Genomic DNA, 18,566 nt, shown 5'->3' on the forward strand with positions numbered 1-18,566 from the left:
CCGGGGCGAGGGGGTCCTTCAGGAGACGTAGCGGCGGGCCGTCGAGGTCCGCTGGGCGTGCTCCAGGGCGGCGAAGCGGGCCTCGGCGTGCGGGGGCAGCACCCGCCGCTCGCGCAGCACCCAGGGGATCCCGCCAGCGGCCGCCCACAGGCCCTGGGCCGTCACCCGGTCGCGGGGCAGGGTGCGCAGCAGGTGCACGGTGCGGCGCAGGGCCGGGCGGACGGGACGGCGCAGCCACGTCGTCCAGAGGGTGTTGCGGATGCCGTCGCGGCGCCGGCGGTGGGAGTCCCGCGCCTTCGACGCCTGGTGGTGGACCGTCAGCGCGGGCAGGTAGCACAGCTCCCACCCGGCGGCAGCCAGGTCGCCGGCCATCAGCTCCTCCTCGCCGCCCAGCCACAGCCGCTCGCAGAAGCCGCCGACCTCGGTGAACGCCTCCCGGCGCAGCACGGAGGCGCCGGCGAGGAAGGAGCCCAGCGCCGGCCCGGGCAGCCAGGCGGCGCCGCGGACGGGGGAGTCGCGCAGCTCGGGCACGATCGGGTCCTCGCGCCCGCCGGGCTCGACGAGGATCCGCGCGGTCACCACCGCCAGGCGCGGGTGCGCGTCGAGGACGTCGGCCGCGGTGCGCAGCGACCCCGGGTCCCACCAGGTGTCGTCGTCGCAGAAGGCGACGTAGGGGGTGTCCACCCGGGCCACGCCGACGTTGCGGCCGATCGCGCCGAGGTTCTCCGGGCTGGCGACCAGCTCCACCTGCGGGAAGCGCTCGGTGATCGCCTCCGCCGTCCCGTCGGTGGAGCCGTTGTCGACGACGACGACGTGCGGCTGCTCGGGCAGCGCGACCAGCCGGGAGAGGGCCAGCAGCACCTCGTCGCGGCGCTGGTGGGTGATGACGACGACCGACACCCGCGGGTCGTGTCGGCCCTCCTGCAGGGTCCCGCCGCGAGCCTGCGAGTGGTGGGGGGCAGGAGGGCCCTCGTTCTGCGTCGCCGTCACGCGGCGGCCCCGGCCTCGGCCAGCACGCGCAGGTCGGCGCGGACGTGCTCCGGGACCACCCGGCGGCGGCGCAGCGCGGCCGGCACCTCCGGCAGCGCGCGCAGCAGCCCGCGGCGCTCCGGCCCCCCGGTGCGCAGCGCCCGCAGCACGAGCCCGGCCACCTGTGCCCACGGACGGCGCATCACCGCGGTGAGCAGCCGGCTGCGCCAGATCGCCGTCCGCCGGCCCTCCGGTGCCGACCGCCGCGGCGACGGGTGGTGGTGCACGGTGACGCCGTCGACGTAGGCGATGCCCCAGCCGGCGGCAGCCAGGTCGAGCGAGAGCCGCTCCTCCTCGCCGGGGAAGCGGACGACGGGGTCGAAGCCGCCGACGGCGAGGAACGCCGCGGTGCGCACCATGGCGCCGCAGGCGATGAACCCGAGCAGCGCCGGGCCGGGCAGGTCGTCGGGTGTCCCCAGCGGGCTGCGCGCCAGCTCGGTGCAGAACGAGTCCAGCCGCTCCTCGGGGCCGACCAGGATCCGCGCGTTGAGCACCGCCAGCCGCGGGTGCGCGCGCATGACCTCCACCGCGCGGGCCAGGTCACCCGGCGCCCACCACGAGTCGTCGTCGGCGAAGGCCACAAACTCGGTGCCGGCCCGCTCGACGCCCAGGGTGCGCGCGTAGGACCCGACGTTGCGCTCCAGCGGGACGACGGTGACCTCGGGCAGGGCCGCCCGCACCGCCTCAGCGGTGCCGTCGGTGGAGGCGTTGTCCACCAGCACCACCGGCGCCTCGTGGCGCGGCAGCGTGCGCAGGAGGTCCTCGCGGCGGTTCTGGCTCATGACGACGACGGCCACGTCGCCGGGGAGAGGGGGGCCGGGGCGGGGAGGGCTGCTCACGGCAGCACCCTGCCCGCGCCGCCGGGCAGCCAATCCGCGGTCTCCTGTGACCCTGCCGTCCCGGCCGCGGGCAGCGCGCCCGGGTCGGTGAACAGGCCCGACGCCGCGGTCGCGCCGGAGAGGGCGTCGGCGGCGAGGACGACGGCCGCCGCGGTCCACGTCGTCCGCTCGACCGGCCAGCGGGCGTCGTCGGGGTAGACGTAGCCGGTCCAGTAGGAGCCGTCGTCGGCCCGCAGGTGCTGCATGGCGGCCACCTGCTCCAGCGCGGCGTCCGGCCGTCCGGCGGCGGCCAGCGCGAGCGCCAGCTCGCAGGTCTCCGCGCCGGTGACCCACGGCCGGTCGGCGACGCAGCGCGCGCCCAGCCCGGGGACGACGAAGCGGTCCCAGGCGGCCGCCAGCCGGGCGTCGGCCTCCTCGCCGGTGACCGCGCCGCCGAGCACCGGGTAGTACCAGTCCATCGAGTAGCGCGACCGGTCGGCGAACGCGTCGGGCCGGGTGCGCAGGGCGGCGCCCAGGTCGGCGGCGGCGAGCTCCCAGTCCGGCTGGGGCTCACCCGTCAGGCCGGCCAGCGCGACCCCGCAGCGCAGCGCCTGGAACAGGCTGGCGTTGCCGGTGAGCAGCGCGGTGTCGTCGGCGGTGCCGTCCGGGCGCAGCGCCCAGCCGACCGCGCCGCCGGGCAGCTGCATGCGGGTGACCAGGTCCAGGCCGCGGCGCACGGCCGGCCACAGCGTGGCGACCAGCGACTCGTCGCGGGTGAGCAGCCAGCTGTGCCAGACCCCGACGGCGAGGTAGCCGGCGTGGTTGCTCTCCGCGGCGGGGGAGGTCTCGGCGCCGTCCCGGTACTCCGACGCCCACGAGCCGTCCGGTCGCTGCCGGCGGGCCAGCCAGCGGTAGGCCGCCCGCGCCCGCGCGTGCTCGCCGCCGAGGTCGAGCGCCATCGCGGCCTCGACCGTGTCCCACGGGTCCAGCTGGCCGCCGCGGAACCAGGGCAGCGCGCCGTCGGCCGCCTGCTCGGCGGCGATCGCCGCCACCGTGGCGCGCACCTGCTCCCCGCTCAGCACACCGGGCAGCTCGGGGAGCAGCTCAGACAGCGGTCGCCTCCAGCTCGGTCGCGCCGGCCGAGGCAGCTGCCGCCGGCTTCTCCGCGTAGACGACCAGGCTCTTGCCGATCACCGGGTCCAGCAGCCGCTCGGCGAACCGGGTCGGCCAGGGCCGCCGCGTCAGGTCCCAGACCAGCAGCCGGTGGTAGGCGCGGACGGCGGCGCTGTCGCGCTCCACGCCGACGGCGCACTTGAGCCACCAGAACGGTGCGTGCAGCGCGTGCGCGTGGTGCTGGCCGCCGGGGACCAGGCCGGCGGCCGACAGCCGGGCGCGGAGCACGTCGCCGCGGTAGATGCGGATGTGGCCGCCCTCGTTGGCGTGGTAGGCGTCCGACAGCGCCCAGCAGACCCGCTCCGGCCCGTACCGCGGCACCGTCACCGCGACCGTGCCGCCGGGTTTGAGCACGCGGGCGATCTCGGCCATCGCGGTCGCGTCGTCGGGGATGTGCTCGAGCACCTCCGACGCGATGACCCGGTCGACGCTCCCGTCGGGGAAGGGCAGCGCCAGCAGGTCGGCGCGCACCACCCCGTAGCGCGCCCCCGCCGGGGACTCGCCGGCCTCGGCGATGGCGCCCAGCCAGCGCTTCGTCGTCTCGACCTCGGACACGCCCCAGTCGACGGCGACGACCCGGGCGCCCCGCCGGTAGGCCTCGAACGCGTGCCGGCCCTCGCCGCAGCCCAGGTCCAGCACCGTCATCCCGGGCCGCAGGTCCAGCCGGTCGTAGTCCACGGTCAGCAAGGACGCGCCTTCCGTTCCAGCACCTCGCGGTACCACTCCGCCGTCCGTTCGGCGGTGGACCGCCAGGTGTAGGAGGCCAGCACCCGGCGCCGTCCGGCCCGGCCCAGCTGGTCGGCCAGGGACGGCGAGTCGAGGACCAGCTGCAGGGCCGCCGTCAGCTCGCCGACGTCGCCCGCGCGCACCCGCAGGCCGGCCTTGCTGCCCACCACCTCGGGCAGCGCCCCGGCGTCGGTGGTGACCAGCGCGGTGCCGCAGGCCATCGCCTCGATCGCCGGCAGCGAGAAGCCCTCGTACAGCGAGGGGATGGCGACGACGGCGGCGCCCTGCAGCAGCCGGACCAGGTCCGCCTCGGGCAGCGGGCCGGTGAAGCGGACGGCGTCGCGCAGCGCCAGCCGGTCGAGGGCCGCCTCGGCCGGCCCACCCGGCCGCGCGCTGCCGACGACGGTCAGCCGCACCGGCCGCTCGGTGCGCAGCTTCGCGACCGCCTCGAGCAGGTGCACCAGCCCCTTGAGCGGGACGTCGGCGCTGGTGGTGACGACGATCGAGTACGGGTCGCGCGGCCGGCCGGCCGGCGGCGGGGTGAAGACGTCGGGGTCGATGCCCACCGGGACGACCCGGATGGCGTCCGCGGGGACGCCGAGGTGGGTCTCGATGTCGCGGCGGGAGTTCTCCGAGACGGTGGTGACGCCGTCCAGCTGCGGGGCGACGCGGGCCTGCATGCGGGTGAAGCCGTACCAGCGGCGCAGCGTGAGCCGGCGGCGCAGCGAGGGGGCGGCGGCCAGCTCCAGGTCGCGGTCGATGGACACCGGGTGGTGCACGGTGGCCACGGTCGGCACGCCGGCGCGGGTGAGCCGCAGCAGGCCCGAGCCCAGGCACTGGTTGTCGTGCACCAGGTCGTACCGCGGTGCCTCGGGGAGCAGCAGCCGGGCCGCGCGCAGGCTGAAGGTGAGCGGTTCGGGGAAGCCGGCCGTGCACATCGTGGCGTACTCGAGCAGGTCGATCCGGTCGCGGAACTCCGACGGGCGCGGGGTGCGGAACGGGTCGGGCTCCCGGTAGAGGTCCAGGCTCGGCACGCGGACGAGCGGCACCCCGTCGTCCAGCTCGGGGTAGGGCTGGCCGCTGAACACGGTGACCCCGTGGCCGAGGGCGGTGAGCTCGCGGGAGAGCGCCCGGACGTAGACGCCCTGGCCGCCGCTGTGCGGCTTGCTGCGGTAGGACAGCAGTGCGATGCGCAGCGGCCGTCCCATGGTCGGCGACTCTAACCAGCCCCCGTTCCCGGCCGTTCCGGGGAGCCCCGTGCTGCGGCGCCGCCCGGGTGCCTGACAGGGTGGCCGCATGCTGCGTCACGTCGTCCTCTTCACCTGGTCCGACGACGCCGACGAGGAGCGCCGGGAGCAGACCCTGGCCGCCCTGCGCCGGCTGCCCGAGGAGGTGGGCGGGATGACCTCCTTCGCGGTCGGTCCGGACGCCGGGCTGCGCGAGGGCAACGCGCACACCGCCCTGGTCGCCGACTTCCCGGACGTCGAGGCCTGGCGGCGCTACGCCGACGACCCGGTGCACCTGCAGATCATCGCCGACCACGTGAAGCCGATCCTCGCCGCGCGCAGCGCCGTGCAGTACGAGGTCTGAGGAGGAAGGACCCTCCTGCTCCCCGCCACCCGCCAGCTCGCGGCGGGTCCCTGCAGGAGGGCCGTTCCAGCACCTCACCGAGCCCCGCACGGGGTTACCGTCGGTGCATGAGAAAGGACCCCGTCCTCCCCACCCCCCCGCAGGCTCGGGGCGGTGCCCTGGACGGGGCCGGCTCCTGCAACCCGCCGGTCGCCGGCTCGCGGCGGGACCCTGCAGGGGGGCGGCGCGCCCGCCGCACCGCCCTGCTCGCCTCGGGCCTGGTCGCCGGTGCGGTCCTGACCGGCTGCGCCTCCGGCGCCGACGTCCGGGAGGCGGCGGCCACCGGGACGCCGTCGCCGTCCGCCGAGGCCACCCCCTCCGACGTCGACCTGTCCGCCGGCCTGCTGCCCGCCGAGGCGTTCGGGCCCGACGCCCGGGTCGTGCCGGTGTCCGGGGAGCAGCTGTCCCGGGGCGCGCTCGCCGGGATGGCCTCGCCGGCCGACGTCGAGGTCACGCCCGAGTCGTGCACGGCGGCCCTGCAGGCGCTGTCGGTGCAGCAGCCGCCCGCCGTGGAGCACCTCGCCGCGCAGGTCGCGGTCCGAGGGACGACGTACACCGCCGAGCTGCTGGCCGTGGCCGGCCCCGCGGCCGAGCTCGTCGGCCGGGTGCCCGAGCTGGTCGAGCAGTGCCCGCAGGTGACGGTCAGCTCGCCCGAGCACGGCAGCGCCACGGTCGATCTGGCGACGTTCGACGTGCCCGACCTCGGCGACGTCGCGGTGGGGGTGTCGGTGGACGTGGTGGCCACGGAGCCCGGCGGCGCCCGGCGGGAGGCCTCCGGACTGGTCGGGTTGGTGCGGGACGGGGACCGGGTGGTCGCGCTGGCGACCGGCGACCGGGTGGGCGCCGAGGCCGACCGTGCGGCGTTCACCGCGCTGCTCGAGCAGGCGTCCGACGTGCAGGCCGAGGCCCTGGGCTAGGCGCTCGCGGGCCGGGCGTCCACAGCCGTCCGGCCGGTCCACAGATCTCCCCGCGGCGACGCTCCGGGCGGGGACGGCGGCGAGGGTCGGGCGCATGGACGACCCCATCCGCCCCCTGGTGTCCCTCTCCGACTCCGCGGACATCGCCGCCGCCCTGCCCTACCTCGTCGGGTTCCACCCGCACGAGTCGATCGTGCTGGTCGCGCTCGGCGGGCCCACCGGCAACCGGGTGGGCCTCACCGTGCGCGCCGACCTGCCGGCCCGGTCGGCGTCGGCCGCGATGGTCACCGCCCTGGTCCGCAGCGTCGCCACCGACGACCCCGCCGGCGTCGTCGTCGCGGTCGTCTCCGAGTCGCCCGACGAGCGCGAGTCGCTGCCCGGCGGCGACGCGTTCGCCGGCCTGCCGCACCGCGACGTCGTGCACGACGCCGTCGTGGCCCTGGCGGGGCTGGACGTCCCGGTGCGTGACGCCCTGCTGGTACGGGGCGGCCGCTGGTGGTCCTACGACTGCCCCGAGCCCTGCTGCGCCCCGGGGGCCGGTGCGCCGCTGCCCCGCGGCGTGACCCCGCTCGCGGCGGCCTCGGCCGCCGCCGGCCAGGTCCTCGCCCCGGACCGTGCGGCGCTCCAGGCGCGGATCGCACCGCTCGACGGCCCGGCCCGCGCCGCGATGGAGGCGGCCACCTGGCGGTCGGTGGACCGCCGGGCACGCGCGGCGCGGACCGACCCGGACGCCGAGGCCCGCCGCTCCTGGGACGCCGTGCTGCGGGCCGTCCGGCGCTGCCGCCCGCCCGAGGCCGGCCGGCTGCCCGACCGCGAGGTGGCCGGTGTGCTGTGGGCGCTGGCCGACGTCCGGGTGCGCGACCGGGCGCTCACCCTCGCGCTGGGGGACGACGCCGCCGCGGCCGAGCTGCTGTGGACCGAGTGCACCCGCCGGGCCCCGGCCCCGCTGGACGCTGCCCCGGCCACGCTGCTGGCGGTCAGTGCCTGGCTGCGCGGGGACGGCGCCATGGCCAACGTCGCCCTGGAGCGGGCGCTGGACAGCCGCCCGACCTACACGCTGGCGAGGCTGCTGGCCGACGGGCTGGCCGCCTGCCTGCCGCCGGCCGAGCTGCGGGCGATGCTGGCCGACGTGTCCGCCGACCCCGACGAGGTCTGGGCCGCCGGGTGATCGACGGTCCGGTCCCTGCACGCGAGGTCGCGCGCCGCAGGCCCCGTCCCGGGCCCCACCCTGAGCCTGCGAGGGGTGGGGAGGACGGGGTCCTTCTTCAGAGCAGCTCGGGGCGCTGCCACTGCTGGCCGTGCACGTGCTCGGACAGGAAGTTCAGCACCGTCTCGTACCACACCTGCGCGTTGCCCGGGGTGAGCACCCAGTGGTTCTCGTCGGGGAAGTAGAGGAAGCGGGACGGTACGCCGCGCTTCTGCAGGTCGTACCAGAGCCGCAGCGCCTCGCCGATCGGCACCCGGTAGTCGCGGTCGCCGTGGATGACCAGCATCGGCGTGCGGATGGCGTCGGCGTAGCGGTGCGGCGAGTTCCGCTCGTAGCGCTTGGGCTCGCGCAGCGGGTCGCCCCACTCCCGCTCCCAGTAGTAGGCAGCGTCGGTGGTGCCGACGAACGAGTCCACGTCCCAGAGACTGGCGTGGGTGACGATCGCCCGGAAACGGTCGGTCTGGGTGGCCACCCAGTTGGCCATGTAGCCACCGAAGGAGCCGCCCATCGCCGCGGTGCGCGTCTCGTCGACGTCGGGCCGCTGCTCGACGGCGTCGACGGCCGCCATCAGGTCGGTGTAGGGCGCCTCGCCCCACGCTCCCCAGCCGCGTCGGACGAAGTCCTGCCCGTAGCCCTGCGAGAGCGCCGGGTCGGGCAGCAGGACCGCGTAGCCGCGGGCGGCCATGACCCACGGGCACCAGCGCCAGGACCACGAGTTCCAGCTCATCAGCGGCCCGCCGTGGATCCACAGCAGCAGCGGCGCCGGGTCCTCGGCCGACGCGCCCTCGGGCAGCACCAGCCAGGAGCGCACCGGCGTCCCGTCGGCGGCGGTGGCCTCGACCTCGTGGAGGCTGCCGGGCAGGCGGCCGAGCGTGCCGGGGTTGGGCAGCGGCTCCGGGTGCTGGCCGGTCGCCTGCGGGTCCAGCCGCACCGGCGCGGGCGGCTCGTCGTACGCCGAGCGCAGCGCGTACAGGGCGCTGCCGTCGCGGGCCACCTGCAGGTCGCTGTAGGCGCCGTCGGTGGTCATCCGCACCGGCTCCCCGCCCTCGGCCGGCACCCGGAACAGCGCGTGCCGGCCGTCGTCGTCGGCCAGGAAGTACACCGTCGTCCCGTCGGCGGCGAACTGCGGCGCGGAGGGCCAGCGGTCGAAGCCGGGGGTGAGCTCCCGCGCCGCGCCGGTGGCCACGTCGACGTGCAGCAGCGTGTAGTCCGGGGGGTCGTCATGGGTGGACATCGACTCCCGCACGCAGACCACGGCGCTGCCGTCGGGGGAGAAGCGGGGCGCCGAGAGGTCGGCGAGCGGGTCGTCCACCAGGGCCCGGCTCACGCCGGTCGCGGTCTCGAGGAGGAGCAGCCGGTCGCGCCGGCCCGCGGGACCGTCGGGCACCGTCTCCACGCGCACCAGCAGCCGGCCGTCGGGGGAGAGGTGCAGGTCGTCGCCGGCGCCGCTGGGCGGGACGGCGCCGGGGGTCAGGTCGCGCAGCTCGACCGCGGGGCGCTCGACGCCGGCGGCGGGGTCGGCGGGCAGCGCGCCGGCCCAGAACACGTGCGGGGTGGCGGGGCCGAGGTCGGCGTCCCAGTGACGCACCGGGTAGGCCTCGTGCAGGATCGCGGTGACCCCGGCCTGCTTGCGCCGCTCCCGGCGCTCGGCGTCGGCCTCGGCGTCGGTCGCGCCGGGCATGGCCGAGGCGGTGACGACGACCTCGCCGGTGTCCGCGGCGACGCCGACGGCCCCGATCCCGCCCGGGTGGGTCAGCACCAGCCGGGCCTCACCGCCCTCGGCGGGCAGGCTCCACAGCGCCCGCTCGGGGTCCTCGCCGGCACCGGTCCCGGACCCGCTCCCGGCCTCGGGGTCGGGGCGGGCGGAGGTGAACAGCAGCGAGCCGTCGGGCGCCCACGTCGGCGTGGACTCGCCGGGCGCGCTCCGGGTGAGCCGGCGGGCCGGCCGCCGTCCCCCCGGGTCGACCTCCCACAGCGCCGACTGCCACTTCTTCCGCTCGGCGTCCAGGGTCTGCACCGCCACGGCGAGCCGGCGGCCGTCGGCGGAGAGGGCCAGCCCGGCCAGCCGGGGCAGGGCGGCGAAGGCGGCGAGGTCGGCGAAGGGGGAGGAGGGCGGGGCAGGGGCGTCGGCGGGCTCGCTCACCCGGCCCACCGTAGGCCGGGAGCGCGGTGGCCCCCGTGCAGGGTCCCGCCGCGAGCTCGCGAGTGGCGGGGGGCAAGGGGGCCCTCCTTCAGAGGCGGGGAGCCGCCTCGGCCGGGGTGAGGTCCTCGTCGAGGGCGCTGACGAACACGTGCTGGGCCACGCCCATGGGCAGCACGTTGCCGTCGAGGCTGATCGAGCCGGCGGTCAGCTGGGCGACAGCGGTCATGCCCGGCCGCAGTCCCTGGGCGGCGAGCTGGCGCATCAGCTCGCTGTCCTCCTGCAGCTGCTCGCTGATCCGCTTGATCTCCACGCGGCGCCCCTCGGGGGTGGCCGTGGTGGACAGCAACGTCAGGGAGTCGAGCACCGCGGAGGTCGCGCCGCCGAGGGCGTCGAGACCGGGGATGGGGTTGCCGAACGGCGACACCGTCGGGTTGCCGAGCAGGGTGAGCAGCTTGCGCTCGACGGCCTCGCTCATGACGTGCTCCCAGCGGCACGCCTCCTCGTGCACGTCGGCGTAGTCCAGCCCGATGACGTCGACGAGCAGGCACTCCGCGAGCCGGTGCTTGCGCATGACCGCGGTGGCCAGCTGGCGCCCGGACTCGGACAGCTGCAGGTGCCGGTCGCCCTCGACGGTCAGCAGGCCGTCGCGCTCCATCCGGGCGACCGTCTGGCTCACCGTCGGGCCGCTCTGGTGCAGCCGCTCGGCGATGCGGGCGCGGAGGGGGACGATCCCCTCCTCCTCCAGCTCGAAGATCGTCCGGAGGTACATCTCCGTGGTGTCGATGAGGTCGTTCACTGGTCTCCTCCGTGTCGTCCCTGATGGTACGGGGGGAGAGCCCGTGCACCCGCTCACGCGGCGGCACCGTCACCGGGACGGCGCCGCGGTGCCGACGGTAGCGTCGCCGGGGACATCGCCGTCGCCGTCGAGGAGTGTCCCGTGAGTGACTCGGTCGCGGTCGTCTGGGACGACGCGCTGCTCGGCTACACGATGGGCGGGGACCACCCGCTGCACCCGGTCCGGCTGGACCTCACGATGCGGCTGGCCGACGGCCTCGGCGTCCTGGCCACCGACCGGCTGCAGGTGCTGCGGCCCACGCCGGCCGACGTCGACCTGCTCACCCGCGTGCACGACCCGGCCTACCTGGACGCGGTCAAGCGCGCCCCGGCCGACCCGGGGGTGGGGCACGGCCTCGGGACGCCGGACAACCCGATCTTCGACGGGATGTACGACGCCGCGGCGCTGATCACTGGCGGCAGCGTGCTCGCCGCCGAGCAGGTGCACAGCGGCCGGGCGCAGCACGCGGTCAACATCGCCGGTGGCCTGCACCACGCGATGCGCGACCGCGCATCGGGCTTCTGCGTCTTCAACGACGCCGCCGTGGCCATCTCGTGGCTGCTCGACCAGGGGCACCAGCGCATCGCCTACCTCGACCTCGACGTCCACCACGGCGACGGCGTGCAGGCCGCCTTCTACGACGACCCGCGGGTGCTGACGGTGAGCATCCACCAGACGCCGCTCACCCTGTTCCCCGGCACCGGGTTCCCCGAGGAGACCGGCGACCCGGACACGGCGCTGGGCAGCGCGGTCAACCTGGCGCTGCCCAACGGCACCGACGACCCGGGCTGGCTGCGGGCCTTCCACGCCGTCGTGCCCAGCGTGCTCAAGGCGTTCCGGCCGGAGATCCTGGTGACCCAGTGCGGCTGCGACGCCCACCACGAGGACCCGCTCGCCGACCTCGCGCTGACCGTCGACGGGCAGCGGGCCAGCTACCGGGCCGTGCACGACCTGGCCCACGAGATCTGCGACGGCCGCTGGATCGCCCTCGGCGGCGGCGGCTACGGGCTGGTCCGGTGCGTGCCGCGCGCCTGGACGCACCTCATCGCCGAGGCCGCCGGAGCCCGGCTCGACCCGGCCACCGAGATCCCCGAGTCGTGGCGGGAGGACGTCGTCCGGCGCGGGCTGCGCGCCCGTCCGCCGACGCACATGACGGAGGGCGGCTACACCGGCTTCGCGCACTGGGACCCGTTCACCGAGTCCCGCGTCGACCGGGCCATCGCCCGCACCCGGACCGCCTCGTTCCCCTACTTCGGCCTGGACCCGGACGACCCCCGTGACTGATCAAGGACCCCCCTGCCCCCCAGCACTCGCGAGCTCGCGGCGGGACCCTGCAGCGGGGCCGCCCGCCGAGCCGGAGCCGCCGCAGCCGCCGGCCCACTGGGAGGCCGACATCATCGCCGCGGACGGCGGCACGGTGCACCTGCGCCCGATCTGTCCCGAGGACACCGAGGGCCTGGTCGGGCTGATGGACCGCAGCTCCGACCAGACCCGCTACTACCGCTTCTTCGGTCCGATGAAGCGGCTGTCGGACAAGGACCTGCACCGCTTCACCCACGTCGACCACGACACCCGGGTCGCCTTCGTGCTGGTGCTGGGCGACCAGGTGATCGGTGTCGGCCGCTACGACCGCTACCCGGGCACGGACGACGCCGAGGTCGCCTTCCTCATCGAGGACGCGCACCAGGGACGCGGGCTGGGCTCGGTGCTGCTCGAGCACCTGGCCGCCGCCGCGCGGGAGCGGGGCATCGAGAACTTCGTCGCGGAGGTGCTCGCGCAGAACAACCGGATGGTGCGGGTCTTCCTCGACGCCGGGTACACCCCGACCCGGTCCTACGAGGAGGGCGTCGTCCACCTCACCTTCCCGATCGCGCCGACCGAGACCGCGCTGCAGGTGGCCTACGAGCGGGAGCAGCGCAGCGAGTCGCGGTCGATCGCGCGGCTGCTCACGCCGTCGTCGGTCGCGGTGGTGGGCGCGAGCAACGACGAGGACAAGATCGGCCACGCCGTCCTGCGGCACCTGCTCGACTACGGCTTCCGCGGCCCGATCTACCCGGTCAACCCGGGCACCCGGCACGTGCGTGGCGTGCCGGCCTACGCCGGCATCGAGGACATCCCCGACGACGTCGACCTCGCCGTCCTCGCGGTGCCCGCCGACGAGGTCGCCGACGTGGTCGAGGCGTGCCGTCGCAAGCGCGTCCACGGGCTGGTCGTGATCTCCGGCGGCTTCGGCGAGTCCGGCCCGGAGGGACGGGTGCGCGAGCGGCAGCTGGTCGCCGCGGCCCGCGCCTCGGGCATGCGGGTGGTCGGCCCCAACTGCCTGGGCATCGTCAACACCGACCCGGGGGTGCGGCTGAACGCCAGCCTGGCGCCCCGGATCCCCGGCCACGGGCGGGTGGGCTTCTTCGCGCAGTCCGGCGCGCTGGGCTCGGCGCTGCTGGAGCGGGCGCGCAGCCGCAACATCGGCCTGTCCAGCTTCGTCTCCGCCGGCAACCGGGCCGACGTCAGCGGCAACGACCTGCTCCAGTACTGGACCACCGACGCCGGCACCGAGGTGGTGCTGCTGTACCTGGAGAGCTTCGGCAACCCCCGCAAGTTCGCCCGCCTGGCCCGCCGGTTGGCGCGCATGAAGCCGGTGGTGGCGGTGAAGGGCGGCCGGCACGTGCGGATGACCGAGGGCCTGGCCGGGACCTCGGTGGCGGTGCCCGAGGAGTCGGTCGCGGCGCTGTTCGCCTCGGCCGGGGTGATCCGGGTCGAGACCCTGGCCCAGCTGTTCGACGTCGGCACGCTGGTGGCGCACCAGCCGCTGCCGGCCGGCGACCGGGTCGCCGTGGTCGGCAACTCCACCGCCATGGGCTGGCTGGTCTCCGACGCCGTCCTCGAGCAGGGCCTGCAGCTGGCGCACGAGGCGCCCACCGACATCGGCGCCGACGGCTCCGCCGAGGCGTTCCGCGTCGCGCTGCAGGGGGCGGTCGACGACGAGGGCGTGGACGCCGTCGTCGCGGTGTTCCTGCCCCCGGTGACCCGCCGCTCCGGGTCCGCGGAGTACGGACGGGCGCTGCTGGAGGTCGCGCAGACGGCGGACAAGCCGGTCGTGGCCAGCTTCCTCTCCACCGAGGGCATCCCGCCGGAGCTCGCCGTGCCCGGGGAGGACGGGACGCCGGCCCGCGGCTCGGTGCCGTCGTTCTCCACCCCCGAGCGGGCGGTCATCGCCCTGGCCAAGGCGGCGCAGTACGCGGCCTGGCAGCGCCGCCCGGTCGGTGAGGTCCCCGAGCTCGAGGGGATCGACGAGCAGGCCGCGCGGGACGTCGTCCTGTCGGCGCTGGCCTCGGCGCCGGACGGCCGGGCGCTGACCGACGAGGAGCTCATCGCGCTGCTGGCCGCCTACGGCATCCCGCTGCTGGGCACCCGCACGGTCACCGACGCGGAGGCCGCGGTGGCGGCGGCCGAGGAGATCGGCTACCCGGTGGTGCTCAAGTCGACCGCCCCGTGGCTGCGGCACCGCTCCGACCTCGGCGGGGTCCGGCTGGACCTGGGCGACGCCGACGCGGTGCGCTCGGCGTTCGCCGCGATCCCGTCGGGCGACCCGGTGATCGTGCAGGAGATGGCCGCACCGGGGGTGGCCACGGTCGTGGGGATCGTCGACGACCCGTCCTTCGGTGCGCTGGTCAGCTTCGGCCTCGGCGGCGTGGCCACCGACCTGCTCGGCGACCGCGCCTACCGGACCCTGCCGCTGACCGACCTGGACGCCGCCGAGCTGGTGCGCGCACCCCGGGCGTGGCCGCTGCTCAACGGCTACCGCGGCTCCGAGCCGGCCGACGTCGCGGCGCTGGAGGAGCTGCTGCTGCGGGTCGCCCGGCTCGCCGACGACCTGCCCGAGGTGCTGCAGCTGGCGCTGGAGCCGGTCATCGTCGGCCCGCCCAACCCCTGGCACGGCGGCCGGTCGCTGGTGGTGGCCGGGGCCACCGCCCGGATCGGCCCTCCCACCGCGCGGGTCGAGCCCGGTCCGCGCCGCATGCGCGCGCCGGGGGTCTGAGCGCACGTCGCGACGATCAGCTGAGCTCAGCCTCCCGGCTCCTGGCTCACGACCGGTGGTGAGCCAGGAGCCGGGGACGACCAGCTCAGCTGATCACCGCGGGCGGTCGCGGACACGACGGAGGGCCGGTCACCTGGCGGTGACCGGCCCTCCGTGCGAGCCCCGTCGTGAGGACGGGGTCCTCCGTCAGGCGAGGTAGTCGCGCAGGGCGTCGGCGCGCTGCGGGTCGCGCAGCTTGGCCATCGTCTCGCGCTCGATCTGGCGGACCCGCTCGCGGGACAGACCGAACTGCTTGCCGATCTGCTCCAGCGTCCGGGGCTGACCGCCGTCGAGGCCGAAGCGCAGCACGACCACGTCGCGCTCCCGCTCCTCCAGCGTGGCGAGCACGTTGCGCACGTCCCCCTTCATCATCTGGAAGGCCACGGCGTCCTCGGCGACCGCGGCGTCGGCGTCCTCGATGAAGTCACCGAGCCGGGACTCCTCGTCGGCACCGACCGTCTGGTCCAGGGACACCAGGTCGCGGGAGTACTCCAGCAGCTCGGTGATCCGCTCGGGGGTCATGTCGAGCTCGAGGCCCAGCTCCTCGGCGGTGGGCTCCCGCTCGAGCTCCTGGTGGATCCGGCGCCGGGTGCGCACCACCTTGTTGACCTGCTCGGCGAGGTGCACGGGCAGCCGGATGGTGCGGCCGGAGTCGGCCATCGCGCGGGTGATGGCCTGGCGGATCCACCACGTCGCGTACGTCGAGAACTTGAAGCCCTTGGTGTAGTCGAACTTCTCGACCGCCCGGATGAGGCCGACGTTGCCCTCCTGGATGAGGTCCAGGAACGTCATGCCGTGGCCGGTGTAGCGCTTGGCCACCGAGACGACCAGGCGCAGGTTGGCCTCGAGCAGGTGCCGCTTGGCGGCCTTGCCGTCGGCGGCCAGCGCCTTGTAGTCCCGCTGCAGGGCGGGGGTCAGCTGCCGCTCGGCGAGCAGGCGCTCGGCGTAGAGACCGGCCTCGATCCGCTTGGAGAGCTCGACCTCCTGCTCGGCGGTCAGCAGCGCGGTCTTGCCGATGGTGTTGAGGTACACCCGGACGAGGTCGGTCGAGACCAGCCCGCTGGTGTCCGGCTCGCGCCGCGGCGAGCGGACCTCGAGGGTGTCGGTGGTGGAAGACTGCAGCAGCGTCACGATCTGTCTTCGTCCTTGCCTTCGGATCGGATGCGCACCGTCGGTCGTCGATGGGCGACGGTGCACCCCGGGCGTCGGGGGTGGGGCTCCTCGGCCGGCTCTGGTGAACCGGTGAGCCCCTGCTCTGTGTGTCCGTGTGGTACGCCCTGTCCAACGGCACCGACGGGGTCGGGTGTTCCACGGATGCCCGTTTCCCAGCAAACGCACAGGGCGTGTGTCGCGTCACGTCGGGGTACCCCGTCCGGGACCGGATCAGACCTCCAGCAGCAAGGGCATCGGCCCCTCGTTGACCGACGACACGAGCATGCGTGCCCCGAACACCCCGGTCGCCACCTCGCTGCCGCGACGGCGCAGCTCGGCGACCACCTCCTCGACCAGCGGCTCGGCCACCTCACCGGGGGCGGCGTCGGACCAGGAGGGACGGCGGCCCTTCCGGGTGTCGGCATACAGTGTGAATTGGCTCACGATCAGCACCGGGAGGCCGAGGTCGCCCACCGATCGGGCGCCGTCCTCGGTGGGGAAGACCCGCAGCTCGTGCACCTTGCGCGCCAGCGCCCGGGCCCGCTCCGCGTCGTCCTCGCGGCTCACACCGACCAGGACCAGCAGTCCCCGGCCGATCTCCCCGACGACCGCGCCGTCCACCGTCACCGCCGCCGTCCCGACCCTGCTCACCACCGCGCGCACCCGGTCATCCTCCGTCGGGCGGATCGGCGGAGTGCCGGACCCCGGTCCCGCAGCGGACGGGCTGCGGGTCCGCTCAGCGGTCGCTGGCGGCGCGGTCGGACAGAGGGACGGGGTCGGATGTGGTGCACCCCTCGGCGGCCGTCGGGGCGCCGACCCTCGACGCCCGATTGTTACGGGTGCGTTTCGTCCGCGTCAGGGCGGGCATGGTCTCCCGGCTCGGCCGGGGTGGAACACCCCGCCCACGGGCCGGGCGCGACTCCGGGTGGCAGCACATCGTGTGGACCAGTACGCCTCGTCCGACCTCCTGCCCACGAGGGGCACAGCACGGCGGGGAGGTGTCCCGTGGTCGCGCGGCCTGACGTCCGGCGGCGGCCGCTGAGCGCCGTCCCGACGATCACCGGCACCCCCTGGCACCCGCCGTCGGAGCACCAGCTGCGCGGCATGGACACCGAGGCCGCCCTGGACCTCGGCTGGGGTCGCCTCGTGTTCGGCCAGACGTTCGCCGACCCGCAGCGGCTGGTGGAGGCGCTGCGCGGGGAGGCCGAGGGCCGCCGCGACATCTGCATCTACCCGCGCGACCCCCAGGTGCTCCTGGGCCTGGCGCCCACCGAGCTGTTCCTGGACCCCTCGCTCACCTTCCGGCTGGACCTGCACCGGTACCGGCCGCGACGAGAGCTGGTCGAGAACGTCTTCGTGCGCACGGTGACCTGTCCGGACGACGTCGCCGCGATGGAGCGCATCGTCACGCGCACCGGCATGGTCCCCGGGGACCCGGACACCGTGTGGCACAACCACTCCACCCGCACGGTCCGGTACCTCGTGGCGGAGGACCGGCGCACCGGACGGGTCGTCGGCACGGTCACGGGCGTCGACCACGTCCGCGCGTTCGGCGACCCCGAGGGCGGCAGCAGCCTGTGGTGCCTGGCCGTGGACCCGGGCGAGGCCCCGCCGGGGACGGGGGAGGCGCTGGTGCGCGTGCTCGCCGAGCGCTACCTCGCCCGGGGGCGCAACTACCTCGACCTCTCGGTGCTGCACGAGAACGCCCCCGCGATCGCGCTCTACCGCAAGCTCGGCTTCCGCCAGGTGCCCGCGCTGGTGGTCAAGCGCCGCAACGCGGTGAACGCGCCGCTGTTCGTGCCCGGCCCGGCCGGGCTCGACCGGCTCAACGTCTACGCCCGGATCCTCGCCGACGAGGCGCTGCGCCGGGGCATCCGGGTCGAGGTGACCGACGCCGCCCACGGGGAGATGCGGTTCACCCTCGGCGCGCGCAGCGTGCTGACCCGCGAGTCCCTGTCGGAGCTGACCACGGCGGTGGCCATGAGCCGCTGCGACGACAAGCGGGTCACCCGCCGGATCATGGCGGGCGCCGGCGTCCGCGTCCCCGTCGGCGCCGAGGTGGCCGGCGACGACCTCGGACCGGCTCTGGCCCTGCTCGAGCGGTTCGGCGAGGTGGTGGTGAAGCCGGCCCGCGGGGAGCAGGGCAAGGGCATCACCGTCGGGGTGCGGGACGAGGCGGGCCTGCGGTCGGCCGTCGCGCTGGCGCGGCAGCACTGCCCGGACGTGCTGGTCGAGGAGCTGGTGGCGGGCGAGGACCTGCGGGTGGTCGTCATCGACTCCGAGGTGGTCGCCGCCGCGGTGCGCCGGCCGGCCACCGTGGTCGGCGACGGCGCCTCCGACGTCACGACCCTGATCCGCCGGACCAGCCGGCGCCGGGAGCGGGCCACCGGAGGGGAGTCGCGGATCCCGCTGGACGACACGACGGCCGCCGTCGTCGCCGAGGCGGGCTGGGCGATGGACGACGTCCCGCCGGCCGGTGCGCGGATCCGCGTCCGGCGGACGGCGAACCTGCACACCGGCGGCACCATCGAGGACGTCACCGCTCGGCTGCACCCCGAGATCGCGGCGGCCGCCGTCCGGGCCAGCCGGGCCATCGGCATCCCGGTGACCGGCCTGGACTTCCTCGTGCCCGACCTCGACGGGCCCGAGCACGTCTTCGTGGAGGCCAACGAGCGGCCGGGGCTGGCCAACCACGAGCCCCAGCCGACCGCCGAGCGCTTCGTCGACCTGCTGTTCCCGGAGAGCCGCCGCCGCTGACGCACCCGCCCGGCTCGCGGGTCAGCTCCCCGGCGTCGCGGTGAGGTCCTGGTACCCGGCCTGCGCGACGTCCCGGCAGTCGCAGGCCGCCTGATGAGGAGCCGG

At 75.9% G+C, this 18,566-nt stretch carries 15 protein-coding genes; 6 read left to right on the forward strand and 9 right to left on the reverse strand.

Features of this window, described 5'->3' with window-relative positions; all coding sequences use genetic code 11:
- Positions 1-18: 18 nt before the first annotated feature.
- The 5 genes from BLS21_RS09165 to BLS21_RS09185 all read right to left on the reverse strand — a co-directional run bounded on the left by BLS21_RS09165 (position 19) and on the right by BLS21_RS09185 (position 4,954).
- A complete protein-coding gene (locus BLS21_RS09165; RefSeq protein WP_245700217.1) occupies positions 19-900 on the reverse strand; it encodes a glycosyltransferase family 2 protein in 882 nt (293 codons plus the stop codon).
- An 86-nt stretch (positions 901-986) separates the two neighbouring features.
- Positions 987-1,868: a glycosyltransferase family 2 protein gene (locus BLS21_RS09170; protein ID WP_091217582.1), complete on the reverse strand. Its 882-nt coding sequence runs from the start codon at positions 1,866-1,868 to the stop codon at positions 987-989.
- Positions 1,865-2,911, reverse strand: a complete 1,047-nt coding sequence (locus BLS21_RS09175; RefSeq protein ID WP_245700219.1) for a prenyltransferase/squalene oxidase repeat-containing protein — start codon at positions 2,909-2,911, stop codon at positions 1,865-1,867. Before BLS21_RS09175 ends, BLS21_RS09170 begins: the two co-directional genes overlap by 4 nt.
- A gap of 40 nt (positions 2,912-2,951) precedes the next feature.
- Positions 2,952-3,698, reverse strand: coding sequence for a class I SAM-dependent methyltransferase (locus tag BLS21_RS09180; RefSeq protein ID WP_245700275.1), 747 nt, complete (start codon positions 3,696-3,698; stop codon positions 2,952-2,954).
- A gap of 2 nt (positions 3,699-3,700) precedes the next feature.
- On the reverse strand, positions 3,701-4,954 hold the full coding sequence (locus BLS21_RS09185; protein WP_091216800.1) for a glycosyltransferase family 4 protein: 1,254 nt from the start codon (positions 4,952-4,954) through the stop codon (positions 3,701-3,703).
- Between the two features lie 88 nt (positions 4,955-5,042).
- Between BLS21_RS09185 and BLS21_RS09190 the strand changes: the two genes are divergently transcribed.
- The 3 genes from BLS21_RS09190 (at position 5,043) to BLS21_RS09200 (ending at position 7,460) form a co-directional block, all read left to right on the forward strand.
- The gene (locus BLS21_RS09190) at positions 5,043-5,336 is read left to right on the forward strand and encodes a Dabb family protein (protein ID WP_091216803.1); all 294 of its coding nucleotides are present in this window, start codon (positions 5,043-5,045) and stop codon (positions 5,334-5,336) included.
- 107 nt (positions 5,337-5,443) lie between these two features.
- Positions 5,444-6,292 carry a hypothetical protein gene (locus tag BLS21_RS09195; RefSeq protein WP_091216805.1) on the forward strand — a complete coding sequence of 283 codons (849 nt, stop codon included), beginning with the start codon at positions 5,444-5,446 and terminating at the stop codon, positions 6,290-6,292.
- A gap of 94 nt (positions 6,293-6,386) precedes the next feature.
- Complete coding sequence (locus tag BLS21_RS09200) at positions 6,387-7,460, forward strand: DUF4192 domain-containing protein (RefSeq protein WP_091216808.1); 1,074 nt, start codon at positions 6,387-6,389, stop codon at positions 7,458-7,460.
- Positions 7,461-7,557: 97 nt separating this feature from the next.
- Here the strand turns inward: BLS21_RS09200 and BLS21_RS09205 are convergent, their stop codons facing one another.
- Both BLS21_RS09205 and BLS21_RS09210 read right to left on the reverse strand, forming a co-directional pair.
- Positions 7,558-9,642: a S9 family peptidase gene (locus tag BLS21_RS09205; protein ID WP_245700220.1), complete on the reverse strand. Its 2,085-nt coding sequence runs from the start codon at positions 9,640-9,642 to the stop codon at positions 7,558-7,560.
- A gap of 88 nt (positions 9,643-9,730) precedes the next feature.
- Positions 9,731-10,438, reverse strand: coding sequence for an iron-dependent transcriptional repressor DtxR (locus BLS21_RS09210; RefSeq protein WP_091216814.1), 708 nt, complete (start codon positions 10,436-10,438; stop codon positions 9,731-9,733).
- Positions 10,439-10,579: 141 nt separating this feature from the next.
- Between BLS21_RS09210 and BLS21_RS09215 the strand changes: the two genes are divergently transcribed.
- Both BLS21_RS09215 and BLS21_RS09220 read left to right on the forward strand, forming a co-directional pair.
- Complete coding sequence (locus tag BLS21_RS09215) at positions 10,580-11,761, forward strand: acetoin utilization protein AcuC (RefSeq protein WP_091216817.1); 1,182 nt, start codon at positions 10,580-10,582, stop codon at positions 11,759-11,761.
- Between the two features lie 133 nt (positions 11,762-11,894).
- On the forward strand, positions 11,895-14,513 hold the full coding sequence (locus BLS21_RS09220) for a bifunctional acetate--CoA ligase family protein/GNAT family N-acetyltransferase (protein WP_245700222.1): 2,619 nt from the start codon (positions 11,895-11,897) through the stop codon (positions 14,511-14,513).
- Between the two features lie 186 nt (positions 14,514-14,699).
- Here BLS21_RS09220 and sigB read toward each other — a convergent pair whose 3' ends face one another.
- Positions 14,700-15,683: an RNA polymerase sigma factor SigB gene (sigB, locus tag BLS21_RS09225; RefSeq protein WP_091216823.1), complete on the reverse strand. Its 984-nt coding sequence runs from the start codon at positions 15,681-15,683 to the stop codon at positions 14,700-14,702.
- A 252-nt stretch (positions 15,684-15,935) separates the two neighbouring features.
- A complete protein-coding gene (gene dtd, locus BLS21_RS09230) occupies positions 15,936-16,367 on the reverse strand; it encodes a D-aminoacyl-tRNA deacylase (RefSeq protein WP_091216825.1) in 432 nt (143 codons plus the stop codon).
- 342 nt (positions 16,368-16,709) lie between these two features.
- On the opposite strand from dtd, the gene ngg reads away from it, so the two are divergent.
- Positions 16,710-18,461: an N-acetylglutaminylglutamine synthetase gene (gene ngg, locus BLS21_RS09235; RefSeq protein WP_245700223.1), complete on the forward strand. Its 1,752-nt coding sequence runs from the start codon at positions 16,710-16,712 to the stop codon at positions 18,459-18,461.
- The last annotated feature ends 105 nt before the right edge of the window (positions 18,462-18,566 follow it).

This window comes from Geodermatophilus siccatus (assembly GCF_900103785.1).
GTDB lineage: Bacteria > Actinomycetota > Actinomycetes > Mycobacteriales > Geodermatophilaceae > Geodermatophilus > Geodermatophilus siccatus.

What these genes read in the sequence shown, in the direction of transcription:
- BLS21_RS09195 (WP_091216805.1), top strand. Translation starts at nt 5,444, where the DNA reads ATGAGAAAGGACCCCGTCCTCCCCACCCCCCCGCAGGCTCGGGGCGGT.
- BLS21_RS09185 (WP_091216800.1), bottom strand. Translation starts at nt 4,954, where the DNA reads ATGGGACGGCCGCTGCGCATCGCACTGCTGTCCTACCGCAGCAAGCCG.
- BLS21_RS09200 (WP_091216808.1), top strand. Translation starts at nt 6,387, where the DNA reads ATGGACGACCCCATCCGCCCCCTGGTGTCCCTCTCCGACTCCGCGGAC.
- BLS21_RS09190 (WP_091216803.1), top strand. Translation starts at nt 5,043, where the DNA reads ATGCTGCGTCACGTCGTCCTCTTCACCTGGTCCGACGACGCCGACGAG.